This window comes from Beduini sp., from assembly GCF_047239305.1.
Classification (GTDB): Bacteria; Bacillota_I; Bacilli_A; order Erysipelotrichales; family Coprobacillaceae; genus Beduini.
The window spans coordinates 94,245-115,524 of the sequence record NZ_JBKTEM010000001.1 but is presented as its reverse complement, the minus strand read 5'-3'; the positions used below and the strand labels follow the sequence as shown (position 1 = coordinate 115,524).

Genomic DNA, 21,280 nt, shown 5'->3' with positions numbered 1-21,280 from the left:
CTATTTTCCGCCTTTAAAATAATTTACACCTGCTTCAAATAATTTTTGATCCATTTCACCATAAATGTTTTTGAAACGGTTTTCTCCCTGACGTTCACTGTGTCCCATTTTACCGATCACACGTCCGTCAATAGAGACAATTCCTTCAATAGCTGCCATTGAACCATTAGGGTTATATGGAGATTCCATTGTTGGCTGACCATCTAGTCCTACGTATTGTGTAAAGACTTGTCCGTTTGCGAATAACTCTTCGATTACTTCTTTAGGTCCTACAAAACGTCCCTCTCCATGAGAAATCGGGATAATATGCTGATCCCCTACTTCTACATTCGCTAACCATGGAGATTTAACACTAGAAATACGTGTTGTCACCATTTGTGATAAATGACGACCGATTGTATTGAATGTTAATGTCGGATCATTCTTAGTCAGATCAGAGATTTTACCATAAGGTAATAGTCCTAATTTAACCAAAGCCTGGAATCCATTACAAATACCGATCATTAACCCATCACGGTTTTCCAATAAATCTGTAATTGCTGCTTTTAAACGAGGATTACGTAATACTGTGGCGATAAATTTACCTGATCCTTCCGGTTCATCACCTGCAGAGAATCCTCCTGGCAGCATAACAATATTTGCTGATTGAATTGCCTTTTCTAAATCATCGATAGAATTCGCAATATCTTTTTCTGTTTTATTTCGGATTAATACTAATTCTACTTCTGCTCCTGCTTTTTCGAAAGCACGTTTTGAATCATATTCACAGTTTGTTCCCGGGAACACTGGAATCACAACTTTTGGTGTATCCACAATCACTTTAGCCTTTAGTGTACTTCTTTCATTGCAGTCTTTCACAATGACTTCATCACTTTCAGCAGTCTGAGTCGTTGGATAGATTTTTTCTAGGGTTTCACTGTTTGCCTGATAAGCTTCATCTAAAGCAATGCTTTCCCCTTTATAAGCTAAGTCTTTTGAATCGTTTGTAGAAGCGATCACACGAACATTTTCTAAACCGTCAACATCTTTGATATCTTCGATTTCAAGAACAATATGACCATAATGGTTGGCTACTAAGTCATCCATGGTTAATGTATCTGCAAATTCAACCCCGATTTCATTACCGAACGCCATCTTGCTGACTGCTTCGATCAATCCACCTGCTTTTATAGTATAGGCACTTAATACTTTACCCGCTTTTACCAAGGAATATACAGCATCATACTGAGCCTGCAATTGGGCATAATCAAATAAATGATACTCATCTTTTTTCAGCATGAACTCAACTAATGTATGTCCACTTCCTTTTAATTCAGGAGAGATGACATTGTGAACTTCCTGAGAGACAATCGCAAAAGACACTAAGGTAGGCGGTACATGGATATCTTCAAATGATCCTGACATCGAATCTTTTCCACCGATTGAAGGCAGTTTTAATTCTTTTTGAACTTTAAAAGCACCGAGTAAAGCTGCCATTGGTTTTCCCCAACGTACCGGATCATCTAATAATTTTTCAAAATATTCTTGGAAACTAAAACGAATTTTATGATAATCGCCACCCATTGCCACAATTTTAGCGATAGATTCGACTACTGCATAGACAGCACCATGATAAGGTGACCATGTAGAAATTTTTGGATCATATCCATAAGTCATTAAAGACGCTGTTGTGGTTTCTTTTCCTAACACAGGGATTAATGCACACATTCCTTCGGTTTCAGTACGATAAGTTTTTCCGCCATAAGGAGATAATACCGTTGCATTTCCGATTGAAGAATCAAAACGCTCTACCAATCCTTTTTGAGAACATACAGCTAAATCGCCTAAAACATCTTTTACAGTTGTTTTGAAATCTTTTGCTGTAGCTAAGTGGAATGGCGTACAATTGAAATCAGGTAAAGTGATCTTCACATCCTGATAGCGTTTTGCTCCGGCCGCATCTAAGAAATCACGTTCGATATCTACAATTACCTGTCCCATATGATGCATGACTAAACGTGGTTCTTTGGTTACTGTTGCCACTTGAACGACTTCTAAGTTTTCATCTGCACAGGCTTGTTTGATAAACTCTACATCACTTGGTTCAACCACAATCGCCATTCTTTCCTGAGATTCAGAAACAGCTAATTCAGTTCCTGTTAAACCATCATATTTCTTTAATACATTATCTAGTTCAATATCTAACCCCGGTGCTAATTCTCCGACAGCGACACAAACACCACCGGCTCCAAAGTCATTACAACGAACAATACGTTTACTTACTTCTTCGTTTCTAAATAAACGCTGAATTTTTCTTTCTTCTACCGGATTTCCTTTTTGTACTTCTGCACCGGCAGTTTCAATAGATTTAATATCATGTGATTTTGATGATCCGGTTGCTCCACCAACACCATCACGACCAGTACGTCCGCCAATCAATAAGACAATTTGTCCGGCTTGAGGAATATCACGGATCACCTGATGTTTTGGCGCAGCCGCTACGACGGCACCTAATTCCATACGTTTAGCGACATAGCCTTCATCATAAATCTCATGAACAAAGCCTGTCGTTAATCCGATTTGATTTCCATAAGATGAGAAGCCATGAGCAGCTTCACGACAAATCTTGCTTTGAGGCAGTTTTCCTTTTAATGTTTCTTCAATAGACTTACGTGGATCACCGGCACCGGTAATACGCATTGACTGATACACATAAGCTCTTCCTGATAATGGATCACGGATAGCACCGCCTAAACAAGTCGCTGCCCCACCAAAAGGTTCGATTTCAGTTGGATGGTTGTGGGTTTCATTTTTAAACATTAACAGCCATTGTTCATCTCCGGCATTTGTTTTAACAGTGATTTCCACTGAGCAGGCATTAATTTCTTCCGATACTTCCATATCATTCAAATATCCAGTTTTTCTTAATTCCTTCATTGAAATAGTGGCAAGATCCATTAATGTTAACGGTCTTGTTGTTTCAATACCATATACTAAATGACGGCTTGCTTTATAAGATTCAATATCTTGTTCTAAAATTTCTTTGAAAGCTCCGTTTTCAATATCTAAATCTGTAATGATTGTACCAAATGTCGTATGACGGCAGTGATCAGACCAGTATGTATCCAACACTTTGATTTCTGTTTCAGTAGGTTCACGATCAATTGACTTAAAGTAATCCTGTGTCACCTTTAAATCATCATAGTTCATTGCCAATCCCTGATCACGGACAAAATCTCTTAATCCATTTTCATCTAACTGATTGAATCCTGTCAATACAGGAACAGGTTTGATTTCTGGCATTTGATCTGATAAATCTTCATATTTTTCTAATGAAGCTAAACGCTGATCCACTGGGTTGATTAAGAAATCCTGAATTTTATTAATATCTTCATCTGTTAACTGACCATGAAGTACAAATAATTTTGCACATTTTACTTTTACAGTAGCACTTCCTGTTAAGATTTCAAAGCACTGTTCTGTTGAATCCGCTCTTTGATCGTATTGTCCCGGTAAAAATTCAATCGCAAATACTTTAGCATCTCCGCTTGCATATTCTTCCAAATAAACGTCATCTACCATCGGTTCAGATAAAATCGTCGGAATAGCTTCCTTTAATACTTCGTCACTTACTCCCTGAACATCATAGCGATGAACAATGCTTAAGCTTTCAATTTGATTCATTCCTAATTCTTCAATTAACTGGTTCTTTGCAGCTTCTGCTTCCACTGCGTTTTCTTTTCTTTTTTCTACATATACGCGATATACTTTGCTCATACGTGACCCCTCTTAAATTAGACCGATATCATTTCGGTAATATTTACCATCAAAATCGATGACTTTTGCCGCAGCATATACTTTTTCACGAATTTCCTCTAATGAAGCTCCCAATGCACAGATATTCAATACACGTCCACCATTTGTAACCACTTGGTGCTGATCATCAAAAGCAGTTCCGGCATGGAAGATAATGATATCTTCTGCCACTTCATCTAAATGTTGAATTAACTTTCCTTTTTCATAGCTGCCAGGATATCCCCCGGAAGCCAAAACCAAACATCCAGCTGATTCTTTTTTCCATTGAATATTCACAGTTTTTAATTTTCTTTTAGAAACAGCTTCAAAGATATCCAAGATATCCGTTTCTAAACGAAGCAGGATTGATTGTGTTTCCGGATCACCGAAACGAACGTTGAATTCAAGAACCTTAACATCCTGACCATCAATCATTAAACCAATGAAAACAACCCCTCGATAATCCATTTGATCCGCTTTTAATCCTTTCATGAAAGGATCTAAGATTTTTTCTTGGAATGTATCTTCTATTTCTTTTGGCAAGAAAGGATTTGGTGAAAAAGTTCCCATTCCGCCTGTATTCGGTCCTTTATTTCCATCAAAAACCTGTTTATGATCTTTGGCACTTACCATGGGTACAATTGTTTCGCCGTCTGTAAAACATAATAAAGAGCATTCAAATCCTTTTAAGAATTCTTCAATAACGACTTTACTTCCGGCTTCACCCAAAGTTTTCGTCTCCATAATATCTTTTAATGCTTGAATCGCTTCTTCATGGTTTTCACAGATAACAACACCTTTACCCGCAGCCAAACCATCCGCCTTTATTACAACTGGATAGCTGAAGTTATCCAACGCTAAAACGGCTTCATCATAACTGTTTACTTCTTTATAAGCTGCAGTCGGAATATGATGTTTCATCATAAACTCTTTTGAAAAAGCTTTGCTTCCTTCTAACTGAGCGGCTTTTTTTTGTGGTCCAAAAACCGGACAGCCGATGGCTTCCAGTTCATCTGCCATTCCTAAGCACAGCGGATCTTCCGGACCGACAACAGTAAAATCAATATGATTGTCTTTCACAAACTGCTTGATTCCTTCAATATCAGTGACACTGCCAGGATGGCACGTTCCAATCTGAGCAATTCCCGGATTCCCAGGGATTGCATGAATTTCACTTACTCTTTTACTTTTAGAAAGGGCGTAGGCAATCGCATGTTCACGACCACCCCCACCGATAATTAATACCTTCATGACAATCCTCCTAGTGTCTAAAGTGTCTTAATCCAGTGAATACCATTGGCATCTCATTGGCATCACAATAATCGATTGATTCTTGATCTCGGATACTTCCACCAGGTTGGATAACAGCACTGATACCTGCCTTATGTGCAGTTTCCACACTGTCTCCAAATGGGAAATACGCATCACTTGCTAAAACGGCACCATTGAAATCTTTATCCTGATTATTATGTATTGCATTTTCCAATGCCCAAACACGTGAAGTCTGACCCCCACCAATCGCCAGCGTTACTCCGTTTTTTACGATGCAAATCGCATTTGATTTAACAAATTTAACTACCTTCATACCAAATTCCATATCGCTTAACTGCGCCGGTGTCGGCTGTGCTTTAGTGACTACTTTGATTTCCTCAATCATTTTATCGTTAATGTCCTGAACCAGCACTTTTCCTTCTAAATACTTAATATCATATTTAGCTTCACGAGCATTTAAATTCTTTAATTTTAAGATACGCAAATTCTTTTTCTTCTTTAAGACTTCCAAAGCCTCTTCATCAAAATCCGGTGCAGCGACAATTTCAAGGAATGTCTTTTTCATTTCCAAAGCTGTTTCTTTATCAATTTTATAGTTGACGGCTACAATTCCCCCGAAGATAGATTGTGGATCCGCTTCATAAGCTTTTATATAAGAATCGTATCCGGTATCGGCAATCGCCACCCCACAAGGAGTAGAGTGCTTAATAGCTGCGGTTACTGTCTGATCTTTAAACTCTCTTACTAAAGCCACCGCTCCATATAAATCATTAACGTTATTGAATGAAATTTCTTTTCCGTTTAATTGTTCATAATCCAATAAAGTATGTTGTACAAAAGGATCTTCATAAGCATTCGCTCTTTGCTGTGAATTTTCTCCATAACGCAGATGTTCTGTTTTCTTTAAAGAAATATTTAAGATATCTGGGAAATCATCTCCGACTACTCCGGCAAAATAACGTGAGATCATCGCATCATAGCTTCCGGTCAAACTAAAGGCTTTGTAAGCGAGATTTAATCTGAAATTATAGTCATCTTTTTGATCCTTTAACGCTTCTAGTACTTCATTATAATCCGCTGGATCTGTCACAATTAAAACATCTTTGAAGTTCTTAGCTGCAGATCGAATCATAGAAGGTCCGCCGATATCAATATTTTCTATCATATCTTCCATTGGTTTTCCTTCTTTTAATGCTTTTTCAAACTGATATAAATTCACACACACGATATCAATTGGCTGAATATTCATTTTTTCTACTGTTTCAACATGATGAGGATCATCTCTTCTAAACAGCAATCCGCCATGAACCATCGGATGCAAAGTTTTTACACGACCATCTAATATCTCTGGGAATCCTGTCACATCATCAATTGCAATACAGTCTAATCCCGCAGCACACAGCTGCTTCATAGTTCCCCCAGTAGAAACGACTTCATAACCTAAATCTATTAATCCTCTAGCAAATTCAACGATTCCGGTTTTATCCGTTACACTAATTAACGCTCTTTTTTTCATAAGATTTTTGCCCTTCCTTTTTCTACCATTATCTTTCCATCACAAAACAGCTGAACTGCTTTTGGCAAGATACGATGTTCTATTTTTAATACTCTTTGCTGAATGTCTTCTGCCGTTTCCAAGTCCGCAATATCAACGGCTTCTTGAATGACGATAGGTCCGCCATCTACTTCTTCGTTTACAAAATGAACGGTTGCCCCACTTACTTTAACCCCTCTTTTTAATACTGCTTCATGAACATGGATACCATAGAATCCGGGCCCGCAAAAAGCAGGGATTAAAGATGGATGAATATTTAAAATACGATTCGGATATAACTGAACTAATTTTTCTGGAATGATCGCTAAATAGCCCGCTAAAACAATTAATTCAACGTTTTCTTCTTGTAATCGTTGAATTAATACATCTTGATCTTTAATTGTTTCAGCCTTGATGGAAGCATTTCTAGCTCTTTCTAACCCATAAGCGTTTTTTCGGTTAGAAACAACTAAAACAATTTCTCCATTGATGCTACCGTTTTGGGTAGCATCAATAAGAGATTGCAAATTTGTTCCGCCTCCTGATACAAAGACAGCTATTTTCAGCATAGAGTAACTCCCTTATCTCCTGCTTCAATAGTTCCTACAATATAACACTCATCCCCGGCTTCTTTAATAGCATTCATTGCTGCATCCACATCATTTGGATCTAAGGCAATGATCATTCCTAGCCCCATGTTGAATGTGTTATACATCATTTCTTCAGTAATATTTCCATTTTTCGCAATTAATTTAAAGATTGCAGGGACTTCATAGCTGTCTTTTTTAATGACCGCTCTTATTCCATCAGGCAGCATTCTTGGTACATTTTCATCAAATCCGCCACCTGTAATATGTGAGCATCCTTTAATTTTAATGCCAGCATTTCCAACATTTTTAAGTGCTTTTACATAAATTCTAGTCGGTGCAATTAATGCCTCTCCCAACGTTTTTCCTAATTCATCATAATATGTATTCAATGATTCCTTGCTCATTTCAAACACTTGACGCACTAATGAAAATCCGTTGCTGTGAACCCCGCTAGAGGCAATCCCAACTAAAACATCTCCCGGTTTTATATTTTGACCATCGATAATATCTTTTTTATCAACAACACCTACCGCAAATCCCGCAAGATCATAATCATCCTCCGGCATTAACCCCGGATGTTCTGCAGTTTCTCCTCCAACAAGCGCACATTCAGACTGAACACATCCCTGGGCAACACCACTTACAATCGTCGCAATCTTTTCCGGATAGTTTTTTCCGCAAGCAATATAATCAAGGAAGAATAACGGCTCTCCACCAGAACAAACAATATCATTGACACACATTGCCACCGCATCGATTCCGATTGTATCATGCTTGTCTAAAATGAATGCTAGTTTTACTTTTGTTCCACAACCATCTGTTCCTGATAATAGAACAGGTTCTTCCATATTCTTAATCGCACTTAAATCAAATGCTCCGGCAAATCCGCCAATTCCACCTAATACTTCCGGTCTCATTGTCTGCTTGATATGCTTTTTCATTAATTCTACTGATTTATAGCCTGCTTCAATATCTACTCCAGCTTTTTTGTAATCCATCTGTAATCTCCTTTTATTTAGTCTGCATTCTTTCCAGAACAGCTTTATAAGTTTCAATCAAATCCCCGATATCCTGTCTGAAAACATCTTTATCATATTTTTGATTGGTTTCCACATCCCATAAACGGCATGTATCCGGTGAGATTTCATCGGCTAATAAAATATCACCCTCATCACTCTTACCGAATTCTATTTTGAAATCTACAAGTTTCAAATTAAATTTTAAGAAGAATTCCTTCAATATCGCATTAATTTTTAATGTTTCTTCTCTTAAGAAGTTAATTTCGTCACGTGTCGCTAGCTTTAAAGCTACCGCATGATCGTCATTGATCAAAGGATCACCATAATCATCATTCTTATAACTCATTTCAAAGATCGGCTCATCTAACACGATACCTTCATCCACACCTAATCGTTTGCAAAAGGATCCCGCAGTAATATTTCTAACGATAACTTCTAGCGGTAAAATCGTTACTTTTTTTACACGAACATCACGTTCATTCACTTTTTCAATCATGTGTGTTTTGATGCCAGAAGCCTCCAGCATTTCATAAATAATACAAGAAATTGTATTGTTTAATACGCCTTTCCCAGCAAATTGATCATGTTTCGCACCGTTTCCAGCAGTTGCATCATCTTTGTAATGAATAATATACTCATCTGATTTATCTGTGGCAAATACTTGTTTTGCTTTTCCTTCATATAATGGTTGTGCCATTGTTTTACTTCTCCTTCGATCTCCACTATTTATATTGTTCAATGATTTTAGCGTTTGCGCTTAATGCTTCTGCTGTCATCTCTTCACGATGTTTGTTTAATTTAGCTTTAATGTCATCATGTTTAACTGCCATAATCTGTAAAGCTAAAATCGCAGCATTTTTACTTCCGTCAATCGCTACTGTAGCAACAGGAATTCCTGCTGGCATTTGCACGATCGATAATAATGCATCCATTCCATCTAACGCAGAACCTTTAATAGGCACGCCAATAACAGGTTTGATCGTTTGTGAAGCAATCACGCCAGGTAAATGCGCTGCTTTTCCAGCAGCTGCAATAATCACTTCTGTTCCATCTGTTTCTGTTTCTTTTAAAAATTCGCTTAATGCTCCATGGGCGCGATGAGCAGATAATGCACGAACGCTTACCTCTACACCAAAGCTTTTCAAAAAGTCGATTGCGTCAGTCATTTTTGGCAGGTCGCTGGCAGAACCCATAACAATTGCTACTCTCATATTTATCTCCTTCTTAAAATAATCCAACAATTTTTCCGTTTTCGTCAATATCCATATTGCACGCTGCGGGTACTTTAGGCAAGCCCGGCATTCTCATGATATCTCCTGAAATCGCCACGATAAATCCTGCTCCTGCAGAAACAATAATTTCGTTGATTTTAACGGTAAATCCTTTAGGTCGCCCTAAAAGCGTAGGTTGGTCTGATAATGAATACTGTGTTTTTGCCATACAGATTGGTAAATTAGCTAAACCCAATCTTTCTAAGCGTTTAATCGTTAAGTTTGCTTTTCTATCGAAGATAACGCCTTGGGCACCGTAAACTTCTTTAGCGATGGTCATGATTTTATCTTTAATAGAAGCTTCTTTATCATACAATGGTTTAAATGAAGAGGTTTTCGTTTCCAGCAAAGTAATCAGTTTATTTGCTAAATCGATTCCGCCGTCCGCTCCTAATTCCCAAACCTTGGAAATTGAAACCTCTGCTCCCATTTTCTCGCATTTTTCATTTAACAGCTTTAATTCTGCTTCCGTATCTGTTGGGAAAGCATTGATTGCCACAATTGCCGGCACTCCAAATTTATGAACATTTTCAATGTGTTTTTCTAAGTTTTCAATACCTGAAGCCAAAGCTTCTAAGTTTTCGGTTCCTAATTCTTTTTTATCTACACCGCCATGCATCTTCAATGCACGAACAGTCGCTACAATCACGCAGGCATCCGGTTTTAATCCGGTTTGTGCACACTTGATATCAAAGAATTTTTCTGCTCCTAAGTCTGCTCCGAAACCAGCTTCTGTAATCGCATAATCGCCTAGTTTCATTGCTAGTTTTGTTGCCATTACAGAGTTACATCCATGAGCGATATTGGCAAAAGGTCCGCCATGAACAAATACTGGTGTATGATCCAATGTCTGCACCATATTTGGCTTGATTGCATCTTTTAGTAAGATTGTTACCGCTCCGGTTGCTTTCAAGTCATCTACAGTGACCGGATTACCGTCATAGTTATAAGCGACAATCATTCTTGCAGCACGCTGCTTTAAGTCTTCTAAGTCACTCGCTAAGCAAAGGATTGCCATTACCTCTGAAGCTACTGTAATATCAAATCCGTCTTCTCTTGGAACTCCGTTTGTTTTTCCGCCTAAACCACATACCGTATGTCTTAAAGCACGATCATTTAAATCAACCACACGTTTCCATACGATACTACGTGTATCAATATTTAATGGATTCCCTTGCTGTAAAGAATTATCCAGCATCGCTGAGATTAAGTTGTTTGCTGCCGTAATCGCATGGATATCTCCAGTAAAATGAAGATTAATATCTTCCATCGGAACTACTTGAGCATAGCCACCGCCTGCTGCTCCGCCTTTAACACCAAAGCAAGGTCCTAAAGATGGTTCACGCATCGCCACGATTGCATTTTTTCCAATCTTATTCATCGCTTGACCAAGACCGATCATGGTCGTTGTTTTCCCTTCACCAGCCGGTGTAGGATTGATCGCTGTTACTAAGATCAATTTTCCATCTTTTTCATTTTCTAAACGCTTGATAGTTTCTAGTGAAATTTTCGCTTTATACTTCCCATAAAGCTCTAAATCATCTTCTTCTAAGCCAATCTTACTTGCTACTTCTTTAATCGGTAGCATTGTCGCTTCTTGAGCAATTTCAACATCAGTTTTCATTCATGACACCCTTTCCTTGAAATTAAATAAGGGGAAATACCCGTCCCCCCTTTAAAAACTTAAAAAACGCATTAAAAAGATAATGCTTTTTTTAATCTTGTAGTCTACACTTATGGGGTGTAGGTAGAGACTCTTGACCCATGCATTCAAAAATATACAAGATAATACAACATTCATCTAATTTATACCATATTTAGGGCTATTTCACAATAATATTTCTTTTAAATCAAAAATTTAGTAATGTAAGCCCTTTGATAAATAATAGTACCATTCTGCCAGTGCTTTTAACATAATAACCAAACAAAAATCGTACTCTCGTACGATCTAAAATAAATATTTCACCTATACACTACTTTATTCTGATTGGGATTACTCATCTACACAATTTTACTTTATTAGAACTCACATCAAAAACAACCTGCCTTAATATATATTAGATATTTTTTTCCTTTATTAAGGATTCTTACCACAGATATCCCATTAAATAGAAACTGATAGTTTCAAAGTTTATATTTATATGTTATATTTAAATTAATGATTATTTTTAGAAATATACAACAGAGAGGGATAGTGAATGACAAATCAACAACTAAAAGAAATAAAGGACTACTTATATCAAAAACTGCCAAAATATTTATCCCGTTATTACCAAGTTCATTCATTTGATATTGATGAGATTATAAATGAAACGTTATATAAATGCGACTTAAAATACTTAACCTTTAGACATGAATCAAAAACTACAACGTGGGCATTTAGTTTCGCTAAGTACATAGCAATGAATCATTTTCGTAAACAAATCAGATATCAACAACATATACGTATGTTTGAAAATCAATGTACTTACTATTTTGACTCACCTCACCGAATAATTTGTAGAAAACAATTATATTATGATGTTCGTTGGGCATTTCATCAATTGAATTTTCTGCAAAAACAACTCATCTACTTCTATGTAATTAAACAAATTCCAAAACATAACATTTATAGACTTCTTAAAATCAACAAAAAATGTTTTGATACACTCTATGATCAAGCTCTTAATGAACTGAAAGATTATTTTCTAAAAAAACATGGTACATATTTAAATTCCGATTCTTTTGTTTGAGAACTTGTCTTTTAATTTTTCATATAAGCTTTTTTCATCTTTTTCAAAGTGTTTTTTTAATACTTTAATAATTTGCTGTTCACTTAATTTTATCTCTTCTGCAAGATCATCTAAGCACTTGTGTATATCTCTTAAATTATATTTTTTAAATGACATGCTATTAATCGATTCATTTAAAATATGATAGTCTTTATATTTATCATTTTTATAATTTTGATAGATAAGAAAAGATATCGATTCTCTTAAATAGGTTCTCATCGTTTCTTGATTAGAATAATCTTTAAATATATCTTCATAAATAATTTTATTTTCCATATCCTCTAAAATATCATTATGCGCACCCTCATTGACCAGTGACGCAATATTACGTTTACTATAGGAAATAATGCCAATTATCCTTTTCATATGATAACACATATCATTAAGGGTACTGAGTGTTCTGACAGTGTCTTCTAAAGCCGTTTTATTTAAACGATCAACATCTTCAACGATCAGTACTATTCTTTCTCTCTGCACCATTTTTCGAATTTCTTTAAGATAAAAGGTTTGATAGAGCTTTGTCGAGTTCTTTCTCAGTAAAATAAGATGAGGTAAAAAGAAGCTTGCTGTCGCTATTCCTAAAAATAAACTTGCTCCTCCAATACAAAGAGGAATATAGATACGAAATTGATCCAAATTTTTTATCATGTCGGCAAAAAATATTGAAATAAAATTAATTTTAAGATAAGTGAGAATGAGATAAAATATTGGTACTAATGTTACTAATTCTAAAAAATAAAACATTATAACTGATCGATCAGGAAAATAAAATAATGTATTTGAACTTTCTGCTACATTTTTAAAAACCAAACTCAATATATCCTGGTCATAATTCTCTGCCCATGGGGATACAACCACAGGTTTGAATCCCGTATTTGAAACGGTTAAGACATCCAAGCTGGTTTTTCCGACACCATAATTTCCTTCGTGATGTACCCATTTTCTGTTCTCTGTGATTTTTTTCAAAAGCAACTGATTCTGAAACAAATCAAGTCCCTTTGGATATTGATAACATTTTTGATATATTTTCTTAAAATCAAATTTCCCCTTTTTCCAATATTCGAAATCTTGATTTACTTTAGAAGACAGAACCTTTTTATAACCGTCAACAAATTTATCTGTCACTATGATTTCACCTTTAATATTGACATATTTAATATATAGGTTTAATAGTAATTTTTTTGATTTATTATTTTTTTCATCTTGGTACATTAATAAAATCTGCAGTCTAGCTAATCTTTCAACCCCATTATCACTTATCGCTAAATAACAGTAGGGTCTTTTATCGAAAGAATGAGCATTCGCTTCACCATTTACAAAAGGCTGATTTATAATTTTTATTTCTTGATTCAAAGCCCCTTCAGGAAACATTTTATTCAGATCAATCTTTATTATACGATAAGCATTAAATTCATTATAGGATTCATTTAAGTATACTTTATCATGCAAAATCTCTTTCATCTCAAGATTTAAAAATTCAATAGATATTGCTTTAGTTAAAACATTCATATCATAAGGAAAATAAGAGCTGACTAAGGCTATCCAAAAAATAAATAAGAATGCTATAAAACTGATATAGAAAGCTTCATTAGTAAATGCCTTTTCTATATAAAGGATATGACCTATAAGAATAATACCAAGAATTGCTAGTTTAATTCCTTTATGGGAAGATAAGTTTCTTTTTGTGTTTACAGACAGAGTTTTTTTATTGATACTTAAACCGTACACAACAGCTTTAAAAAACACGGCTATTCCATTAAACAAAATTAGCAACTCAAAAAACACTAATACTGACTGGAATAATAGGTCATCAAGAGGCATTGATTGATATCTAAGGAATACCATTATGCTAAAGAAAAATAATAACTGATATAAAAATAACTTTCCGCATTTTATCCACTTACATATATTGCTATTCAGTCGATTATACAGCATGGCAATGATGATCCCTATACAGATTGTTCCACCCACTATTAAAAAAAATAATATTATATCCATACTTCCAAATTGATTCCATTTATACCAAATAAAACCGATAAATAATATTGCTGTTATCATAGAACAACACATAACTCGAACAAATCGATCCCTTAAATAATATATTTTTTTAAGATGATTCCTTACATACCTTAATACATTTTTCAATCGATCCCCCTCCTTCGTTTCTCTAATTATAACTTATAACACCATCCTTTCCAACCCACAATTCTTAGGCAGCAACAAAAAAACTGCCATTTTCATGACAGTTTTTATAATTTTGTAAACTCCCATGCACCCGCAGTCTGATCCACCAAACGCTGAATATCCCAGTGCAAATCACTTCTTTTAGGACTGTTCGGATCATTTAAAATGATCTGCCCTTTTTCATCAATCCCGGTTAATACGATAAAGTGTCCAGAGGGTGTAAAATCTCCCGGACCAACACTTAAAATAACTAAATGCCCTTGATTTAAAGCATTTAATATACTTTGGGCATTGCCCGGCAGCTGTGTTCCTTGCACACCAAAGGCACTGGCTCCTTCAGACATCAATGTCCACATCGTTCCCACATCCTGTACATAATAACCGTTATCGTATGCAAATTGTGCAACGGATCGTGGATTAATGTCACGATTACCTGTAAGGGCGGAAATCACCATCGCTAATGAAGTGGGACCACAGGCATTCAGTCCCATCATTTCATCAGCATAATAATCATAACCCCAGCGAGAATCCCATTGAATAAATAAAGGAACTTCCCTCTTAAAATCCTGCTCCGTTAACACAATATCATCGAAATGCTGTCGATTCGGATAATTATAAACATAATCAATTTCTTCTTCATAGACAAGAAGAACCGATACCAAAGCCCGCGGATAGTTCTTCAGATTGTAAATAATCTCTTGAACTTTTTCATTATCCGGGTACAGTTCATTCAACTGAATGGCTAACGGATCGGTTAACCCAAAGGATTTCTTTTGTTTCATAAAGATACCGGACTGCAACAAATAAGCGCTCCCGCCGATTATAATTCCAAAAACAACGATCACCAGTAACAACCTTTTTACTGCACGCTTACTCATTGCATTACCTCCTATCTTATAAATACTATGATATATCTTTTAATTTCATTCTTCTAAATGATAATGTATATAACACTACGGTTAATAGTCCATAGCCTCCAACAACGATCACATTGTTTAATGTTTTATTAAGTACCATCAGACTTCCTGAGGTTAATGTGACATCAACATCGGTAGGAATATTTTTAAACAAATTCGTAAAGACATTATATACTTCTATTTGACCAGACGAGCTAGATAGCTGTCCTATTAATTGTGTAAATGTATTAAAAATTAAGCCGAACTGATAGTTAAGATCAAAGAGATATAAATGCATTTTATCATAAACACCTAGTGATTGTGTAATCGTTCTCGCTATAGGAATGATACCAAAGATTAAGAAACCAATCAATGCTAGAATTAATAATGCGGGTACTTTTTTCTTAAAACAGGTAGAAAGAAAGCTTCCGATTGCACCGGCAATTAAGATGACAAACGCCCCATACAGCAAGAAAACAAACGTATATTTTAATAAATAAATCAGAATATCCTGATCCGGCTGAGCTCTTAAAGTAAAGATCCCCAGTACGATCAGCAAAGAAATACCAAGATAAGTCATTGCTCCGGCAAGCATGCCGCCGATTTTTCCAACAACCAGTTCATAACGGCTCACAGGTTTAGATAAAAGCAAACGCAGCGTTCCTTCATGCAGTTCATTGGCGAACAGTCCTGATGAAGTATTGGCAACGATCATCCAAATACAAAGCCCGGCGATTAAAACAAATGTCAGCATGCAGTACATCACGGCTAAACGTTGTGACAAATAGACAAATGTAGGCGTTCTTGTCATGACATCCAGATAGTCTCCGGCAAGCAGATAGCCTGCAAAAAGACTGGCCGCCACAACAATCGGCATCGTGACATAGTTAAACATTTTAGAATAGGTTTTATTAAATATGTGTTTCATCTTGTTCTCCCTCCACTAATTGTTTATACAGATTTTCCAAAGTCACAGCCTCTTCCTGAAGTAAATTTAAAGTGAAATGATTTTGATAGACAAATTCAACAATGCTCTGTTTACATGCTTGTTTATCTGCCGCTTTGATCCTGATCTTTTCTTTCAGCAACGAACATTCATATCCTTGCTTAGTAAGATAGTCCATCATCTGCTGATTATCCGAACAGCTAACCTGCAGGATCTCTTTATTAAACACTTCCTGTACCTCTGACAATGGCTGGTCCAGTACAATTCTTCCTTTATTAATCATGATGACATGATCAATAATCATTTCCAACTCGGTCAGTACATGCGAACTGATCAAAACCGTCATTTTCTTTTGCGTAACCAACTTTTTTAAAGTGTCGATAATCTCCATACGACTGGTTGGATCTAAATTAGCTGTAGGTTCATCTAACAACAGAATTTCCGGGTCATGAATCATAGCTTGAATCAAGCCTACTTTTTTCTTCATCCCTGTCGAGAATTTATTTACCTTTTTAAATAAGTGTGCTTCTAAATCAAATTCTTTTATTAATTCTTTTGTACGATCGATCGCTTCATCATAGGTTAATCCCGATAAGGTACCCATATAAACTAAATATTCTAAGCAGTTCATATCACTGTAAAATGACGGGAATTCCGGAGAATAGCCCATGATTTGCTTCGCTTCTTGTGAACCTAAAGGAAAACCTTTAACCATCCCTGTTCCCATCGTAGGGTAAATTAAGCCCATTAATAAAGACATTGTGGTTGACTTCCCTGCTCCGTTTGGACCGATAATACCATAGATTTTTCCACTCTCTAAAGAAAATGACAAATCATCAATTGCGGTAAAATCACCAAACTTCTTATTTAAATGTGAGATTTCTATAATTTTATCCACGTTTAACACCTGCCTTTTTATTCAAACGATATTTAGGATAGAACAACAGTCCAGCAATCAATCCTAGTACCAGCACTAAACCAAAATTGAAGAAATAGCTTAAAGCATGTCCTTTTTCTACATTTACATGAATCGTCTGATGCGTTGTTTTACCATAACCGTCATTATAGGATAAGGTTAAACTATGCTCTCCTTCTAGTAAACGGAACGTTGCTTCATTAGAAGCCGTCGTCATCACCGTCTCACTTCCGTCTGAGATCGTCATTTTACCGCTTTGATCACTCTGCCATTTCAGCGTCATATATCCACCTTTAATCGTGGTTGGAGTTTCGCTTAGACTAAAGTCAACAGCATCATCTAGCATGTACAGATCTCCTTCACTGTTTGAAATAAGCAAATGTGTATCCGTTATATTTTTAGCGTATTGAACAGTGGTTGCAAAACCGGCAACCGGCATTTCTTTTTCATAATCGTAAATCTGCATTAATCCTTCAGAACTGTACATCACTTTATTTGTCCCGACAACCCCAATTAATGAATAATCATCGGGGATACCATTCATAATTTGAATAGATTTCATTTCATCAAAACTAGCTCCATCCAAAAATTTAAGGGATGTATTTTCACGATAATTCTCATCGGTATCGGAAGATAAATAGGCAACCTCTTTCTTTCCATCTCCGTTCAGATCCTCTACTAATGCAACCTTGTGGCTGTCAGAATCTATCTTCATTGGAATCATCTCTTCTTGTGCCATCGGGGCTTGCCATGAATGATCGCCATATTTAGGATACATATGATGTGAATTCAGCGTCTCACCGTTGCTTCCATCGATAATCTCTACCTCTCCAATGGGCGTATTATAAATAATATCATCAACACCATCTTGATTATAGTCGACCCCTGAAAATTCAAATGATTCTCCCCAATTATAAACCCCGTCTTTCATTAAGTCATATTTAGTCTGCAGTGTTTTTCCATCAAGCACACGATAGACCTGATACCCTGAGGTATTTCGAGCATTAATAATAATATCGTTAATTCCATCATGATCTAAATCTTTCATTTGCGCAGCCTGAATATGATTTTGCAATTCTTTGGCGTAGTCTAATTTAATTCCTGATTTGACATAAGAGACATCATAACCAGAAATTTTTGAATAATAAAGATTCGCCTGAGTTTCTCCAAACAAAGCGATGTCTGTTACTCCATCTCCGTTAACATCTCCAACTTCAATTGTTAACCCTGATTCATCTGCTGTTGGAGAAAAAAACGATTTCAAGGTAAGCGATTTTCCATCGATGATATAATTATCAACTAAAATCTCATTCACTCCATCATTATTCATATCTTTAAAATAACGAATATTCTCACCGGTCACATAATGAATATAGGCTTTCCCATTTTCATCAGTCCCTTTATCCAAAACCACCGAATCATTGACAAGCAATGACCCATCATCTGTATTAATAATTAAAATATAGCTTGCTTCTAATGCATTTTGATTATTGCGTTTATTGACAAGCATTAATAAATGATGAGATTGTTCATCATAATGAAGGGCTTCTAACCCATTGGAATTTCCAATGAATTCCTCTGGTAAATCAAAAGTAAATAAAACATCATCTTTATTACCATGATTTAATTTCTTGATTTTAGTAATTAATCCACTGCTACTATAACTCACCAACATTCCATGATCTGTATCTACAATCTTTGAAGCCATGGATAAATTGCCTACATATTCAATAGAGTTAAAGTCGTTAGAAATAAAGAATGTTACATTTCCTTCACTTTGAATCAAATAACAATCTGCCGTTTTAATAAGTTTAATCTTTTCATCTTTTTCCTTAATTGAAGGTGCTTTGACACTTTCTTGTGTTACCATTTGTCCACTTTCCAGTGAATAAATATTAATGAGTAATTCACCTTTTTTACTATAGCTGGGAACGACTAAGACTTCTTCATCTTTATACGTCGATAACACCGCATTAGAAGATTTTAAATTATACTGGTCAAGTGTATAGGTTTGTTTAACCTGCTGTGATTTCTGATCATAAACAGCTAAGACTGGCATAATAGTAGACTGTCCGCCCATCATTCCCATTCCATTATCTGATTTAGCGGTTTGTGCCTTTTCATTTCCTAGAAATGCACTAATTAATAACTGTTGATCTTTCAACGGTTCTACTGTATATCCCATAAAACCGCTCGTTGTAATTCCACTTGGAAACACCGTAGGACGATACTGACTGTCATATCCGGCATTGGCTGATAAAAAGCGAATTAATTGATCATTGCCAATCAAGGCCAGATCACTGCTGTTCACTGTGTTGCCGTCTTCTATATTTAATTGATTTAAAATGCCATCCTCTGTTGTGACATAAAGAAAGTCATCTTCTAAATAAATATCCCAGGCATTTAATTGAACGGCACTGTTACGTGACGAATCCATTGTTGGAACTTGGAGTTTTCCTGTCAACTGTGTTGACCACTGTACTTTCCCAGTTTGACGATCTAACATTTTGACTGCTCCGGTTTGACAAGTAAAAGCAAGTCCATTATCCCCGACTGGTATCATTTTCCAAATATTATCTTTTTCTTCATAATCAAAGATTTGGTTACCTTCTAAATCTAAACAGACAATATGATAATCATATAAAATATAGATGAACTCATCTTTATATAAAAGCTGAAGAATTTTTGAATTTTCCTCAAATTGTCCTTTTCCCTGTTCTGTATTTAAATGATGATAATTCTTAGAAAATAAAACCTTAGAGTCTTCACTGCTGATTAAAGCGACATTATCCTGTCCATTAGGACTATCCATATAAACAAGGATATCGTTTTGTCCCCCCTTGTTCACATCGCTTACGATCTCATAGTCTTTTACCGGATAACTCGTTGTAACTTTGAACTGATCGTTTCCGATAATGGTCAATCCTTCACTTGTCGCAAGCATGTAGCCTGATAAATTGTCACTTATATTCACATATTTTGCAGAGCTTGTGCTCTTGGCATCTAATCCATCACTATAAGGCGTTAGTGAGGATGATGATTGACCATGGATCGGACTGAACGTGCTTGCGGCAGCCACGATCATGGTCATAATGATTGATAATCGTTTTTTCATAATCTTCCCTCCGCCCATATCCTAACATGAAAAAAACACAAAAAACGGGTTTTAAGAGAATCTTAAGAAATATTAAAAATTTCTTTTTTAGATATTTAAAAAGTAATTGTAGATTTCCATTTTTTATAAGGAATTTTATCTTATTTGACCTAAAAATGACTGAAAGTGCAATTGACTTTAAAGTCTCTTTACTTTATACTAAGTCTAGGTAATTACGGTTGCCTTAAAGATGCATGAATAGTTATTGTATTCATACGGAAATTGAAATCATAATCAAATGAAAGGAGTTTATTAAAACATGATTTATTCACATGAAGTAGAACAAATGTGCAGTGTTAAAATTGGCGCTTCACACGGATGTGCTCCAATTCCAGAAGAAGGAAAATGGGTATATTCAAAAGAAATTAAAGACATCAGCGGTTTAACACATGGTATCGGTTGGTGTGCACCTCAGCAAGGGGCTTGTAAATTAACTTTAAATGTTAAAGAAGGAATCATTGAAGAAGCATTGATCGAAACAATCGGATGTTCAGGGATGACTCACTCTGCAGCAATGGCTTCTGAAGCTTTAGTTGGTAAAACTTTATTAGAAGGTTTAAACACTGACTTAGTTTGTGATGCTATCAATACTGCAATGAGAGAATTATTCTTACAAATCGTTTATGGACGTACTCAATCTGCTTTCTCAGAAGGTGGATTACCTATCGGTGCCGGACTTGAAGATTTAGGTAAAGGTTTAAGAAGTATGACAGGTACATCTTATGCAACTAAATTAAAAGGACCTAGATACTTAGAATTAACTGAAGGTTACATTAACAAAATCGCTTTAGATGCTAATGGGGAAATCATCGGTTATGAATTCATCAACTTAGGTAGAATGATGGATATGATTAAAGCTGGAAAAGATGCTAATGAAGCAATGGCTGAAGCTACTGGAACTTACGGTAGATTTGAAGAAGCTGCTAAGTACATCGATCCAAGAAAGGAATAAT

General features: G+C 35.8%; 15 protein-coding genes and 1 riboswitch. Of the genes, 2 read left to right on the top strand and 13 right to left on the bottom strand.

Translation table 11 applies throughout. From position 1 onward, the window contains the following. From ACLRVU_RS00565 to ACLRVU_RS00530, 8 genes are read right to left on the bottom strand one after another with little or no spacing between them, the layout of a single operon-like run. A complete protein-coding gene (locus ACLRVU_RS00565; RefSeq protein ID WP_412890215.1) occupies positions 1 to 3,756 on the bottom strand; it encodes a phosphoribosylformylglycinamidine synthase in 3,756 nt (1,251 codons plus the stop codon). 12 nt (positions 3,757 to 3,768) lie between these two features. Then, entirely contained in the window at positions 3,769 to 5,025 is a 1,257-nt protein-coding gene (gene purD / locus ACLRVU_RS00560; RefSeq protein ID WP_412890214.1) for a phosphoribosylamine--glycine ligase, read from the bottom strand. Positions 5,026 to 5,035: 10 nt separating this feature from the next. Next, on the bottom strand, positions 5,036 to 6,562 hold the full coding sequence (gene purH, locus ACLRVU_RS00555; RefSeq protein WP_412890213.1) for a bifunctional phosphoribosylaminoimidazolecarboxamide formyltransferase/IMP cyclohydrolase: 1,527 nt from the start codon (positions 6,560 to 6,562) through the stop codon (positions 5,036 to 5,038). Further along, complete coding sequence (purN, locus tag ACLRVU_RS00550; RefSeq protein ID WP_147552906.1) at positions 6,559 to 7,149, bottom strand: phosphoribosylglycinamide formyltransferase; 591 nt, start codon at positions 7,147 to 7,149, stop codon at positions 6,559 to 6,561. Before purN ends, purH begins: the two co-directional genes overlap by 4 nt. Beyond that, positions 7,143 to 8,168 (bottom strand): phosphoribosylformylglycinamidine cyclo-ligase, encoded by a 1,026-nt coding sequence (gene purM / locus ACLRVU_RS00545; RefSeq protein ID WP_412890212.1) that lies wholly within the window; start codon positions 8,166 to 8,168, stop codon positions 7,143 to 7,145. Before purM ends, purN begins: the two co-directional genes overlap by 7 nt. Positions 8,169 to 8,181: 13 nt before the next feature. Continuing rightward, complete coding sequence (gene purC / locus ACLRVU_RS00540) at positions 8,182 to 8,886, bottom strand: phosphoribosylaminoimidazolesuccinocarboxamide synthase (RefSeq protein ID WP_147552901.1); 705 nt, start codon at positions 8,884 to 8,886, stop codon at positions 8,182 to 8,184. Positions 8,887 to 8,911: 25 nt separating this feature from the next. After that, the gene (gene purE / locus ACLRVU_RS00535; RefSeq protein ID WP_412890211.1) at positions 8,912 to 9,400 is read right to left on the bottom strand and encodes a 5-(carboxyamino)imidazole ribonucleotide mutase; all 489 of its coding nucleotides are present in this window, start codon (positions 9,398 to 9,400) and stop codon (positions 8,912 to 8,914) included. A 13-nt stretch (positions 9,401 to 9,413) separates the two neighbouring features. Then, on the bottom strand, positions 9,414 to 11,084 hold the full coding sequence (locus tag ACLRVU_RS00530) for a formate--tetrahydrofolate ligase (RefSeq protein ID WP_412890210.1): 1,671 nt from the start codon (positions 11,082 to 11,084) through the stop codon (positions 9,414 to 9,416). A gap of 80 nt (positions 11,085 to 11,164) precedes the next feature. Continuing rightward, a riboswitch (purine riboswitch) is annotated at positions 11,165 to 11,264 on the bottom strand. 394 nt (positions 11,265 to 11,658) lie between these two features. Between ACLRVU_RS00530 and ACLRVU_RS00525 the strand changes: the two genes are divergently transcribed. Continuing rightward, a complete protein-coding gene (locus ACLRVU_RS00525) occupies positions 11,659 to 12,192 on the top strand; it encodes an RNA polymerase sigma factor (RefSeq protein WP_412890209.1) in 534 nt (177 codons plus the stop codon). Here the strand turns inward: ACLRVU_RS00525 and ACLRVU_RS00520 are convergent. The 5 genes from ACLRVU_RS00520 to ACLRVU_RS00500 all read right to left on the bottom strand — a co-directional run bounded on the left by ACLRVU_RS00520 (position 12,169) and on the right by ACLRVU_RS00500 (position 20,288). Next, entirely contained in the window at positions 12,169 to 14,376 is a 2,208-nt protein-coding gene (locus tag ACLRVU_RS00520) for a hypothetical protein (protein ID WP_412890208.1), read from the bottom strand. The two genes, ACLRVU_RS00525 and ACLRVU_RS00520, sit on opposite strands and share 24 nt — an antisense overlap. A gap of 104 nt (positions 14,377 to 14,480) precedes the next feature. Next, a complete protein-coding gene (locus tag ACLRVU_RS00515; protein WP_412890207.1) occupies positions 14,481 to 15,293 on the bottom strand; it encodes a C39 family peptidase in 813 nt (270 codons plus the stop codon). A 25-nt stretch (positions 15,294 to 15,318) separates the two neighbouring features. After that, positions 15,319 to 16,239, bottom strand: coding sequence for an ABC transporter permease (locus tag ACLRVU_RS00510; protein WP_412890206.1), 921 nt, complete (start codon positions 16,237 to 16,239; stop codon positions 15,319 to 15,321). Next, on the bottom strand, positions 16,223 to 17,155 hold the full coding sequence (locus ACLRVU_RS00505; protein ID WP_412890205.1) for an ABC transporter ATP-binding protein: 933 nt from the start codon (positions 17,153 to 17,155) through the stop codon (positions 16,223 to 16,225). Before ACLRVU_RS00505 ends, ACLRVU_RS00510 begins: the two co-directional genes overlap by 17 nt. Further along, complete coding sequence (locus ACLRVU_RS00500; protein ID WP_412890204.1) at positions 17,148 to 20,288, bottom strand: FG-GAP repeat domain-containing protein; 3,141 nt, start codon at positions 20,286 to 20,288, stop codon at positions 17,148 to 17,150. Before ACLRVU_RS00500 ends, ACLRVU_RS00505 begins: the two co-directional genes overlap by 8 nt. Positions 20,289 to 20,586: 298 nt before the next feature. Between ACLRVU_RS00500 and ACLRVU_RS00495 the strand changes: the two genes are divergently transcribed. Next, entirely contained in the window at positions 20,587 to 21,279 is a 693-nt protein-coding gene (locus ACLRVU_RS00495; RefSeq protein WP_147552883.1) for a hypothetical protein, read from the top strand. Position 21,280: the final 1 nt, after the last annotated feature.

What these genes read in the sequence shown, in the direction of transcription:
- ACLRVU_RS00565 (WP_412890215.1), bottom strand. Translation starts at nt 3,756, where the DNA reads ATGAGCAAAGTATATCGCGTATATGTAGAAAAAAGAAAAGAAAACGCA.
- purD (WP_412890214.1), bottom strand. Translation starts at nt 5,025, where the DNA reads ATGAAGGTATTAATTATCGGTGGGGGTGGTCGTGAACATGCGATTGCC.
- purH (WP_412890213.1), bottom strand. Translation starts at nt 6,562, where the DNA reads ATGAAAAAAAGAGCGTTAATTAGTGTAACGGATAAAACCGGAATCGTT.
- purN (WP_147552906.1), bottom strand. Translation starts at nt 7,149, where the DNA reads ATGCTGAAAATAGCTGTCTTTGTATCAGGAGGCGGAACAAATTTGCAA.
- purM (WP_412890212.1), bottom strand. Translation starts at nt 8,168, where the DNA reads ATGGATTACAAAAAAGCTGGAGTAGATATTGAAGCAGGCTATAAATCA.
- purC (WP_147552901.1), bottom strand. Translation starts at nt 8,886, where the DNA reads ATGGCACAACCATTATATGAAGGAAAAGCAAAACAAGTATTTGCCACA.
- purE (WP_412890211.1), bottom strand. Translation starts at nt 9,400, where the DNA reads ATGAGAGTAGCAATTGTTATGGGTTCTGCCAGCGACCTGCCAAAAATG.
- ACLRVU_RS00530 (WP_412890210.1), bottom strand. Translation starts at nt 11,084, where the DNA reads ATGAAAACTGATGTTGAAATTGCTCAAGAAGCGACAATGCTACCGATT.
- ACLRVU_RS00525 (WP_412890209.1), top strand. Translation starts at nt 11,659, where the DNA reads ATGACAAATCAACAACTAAAAGAAATAAAGGACTACTTATATCAAAAA.
- ACLRVU_RS00515 (WP_412890207.1), bottom strand. Translation starts at nt 15,293, where the DNA reads ATGAGTAAGCGTGCAGTAAAAAGGTTGTTACTGGTGATCGTTGTTTTT.
- ACLRVU_RS00510 (WP_412890206.1), bottom strand. Translation starts at nt 16,239, where the DNA reads ATGAAACACATATTTAATAAAACCTATTCTAAAATGTTTAACTATGTC.
- ACLRVU_RS00500 (WP_412890204.1), bottom strand. Translation starts at nt 20,288, where the DNA reads ATGAAAAAACGATTATCAATCATTATGACCATGATCGTGGCTGCCGCA.
- ACLRVU_RS00495 (WP_147552883.1), top strand. Translation starts at nt 20,587, where the DNA reads ATGATTTATTCACATGAAGTAGAACAAATGTGCAGTGTTAAAATTGGC.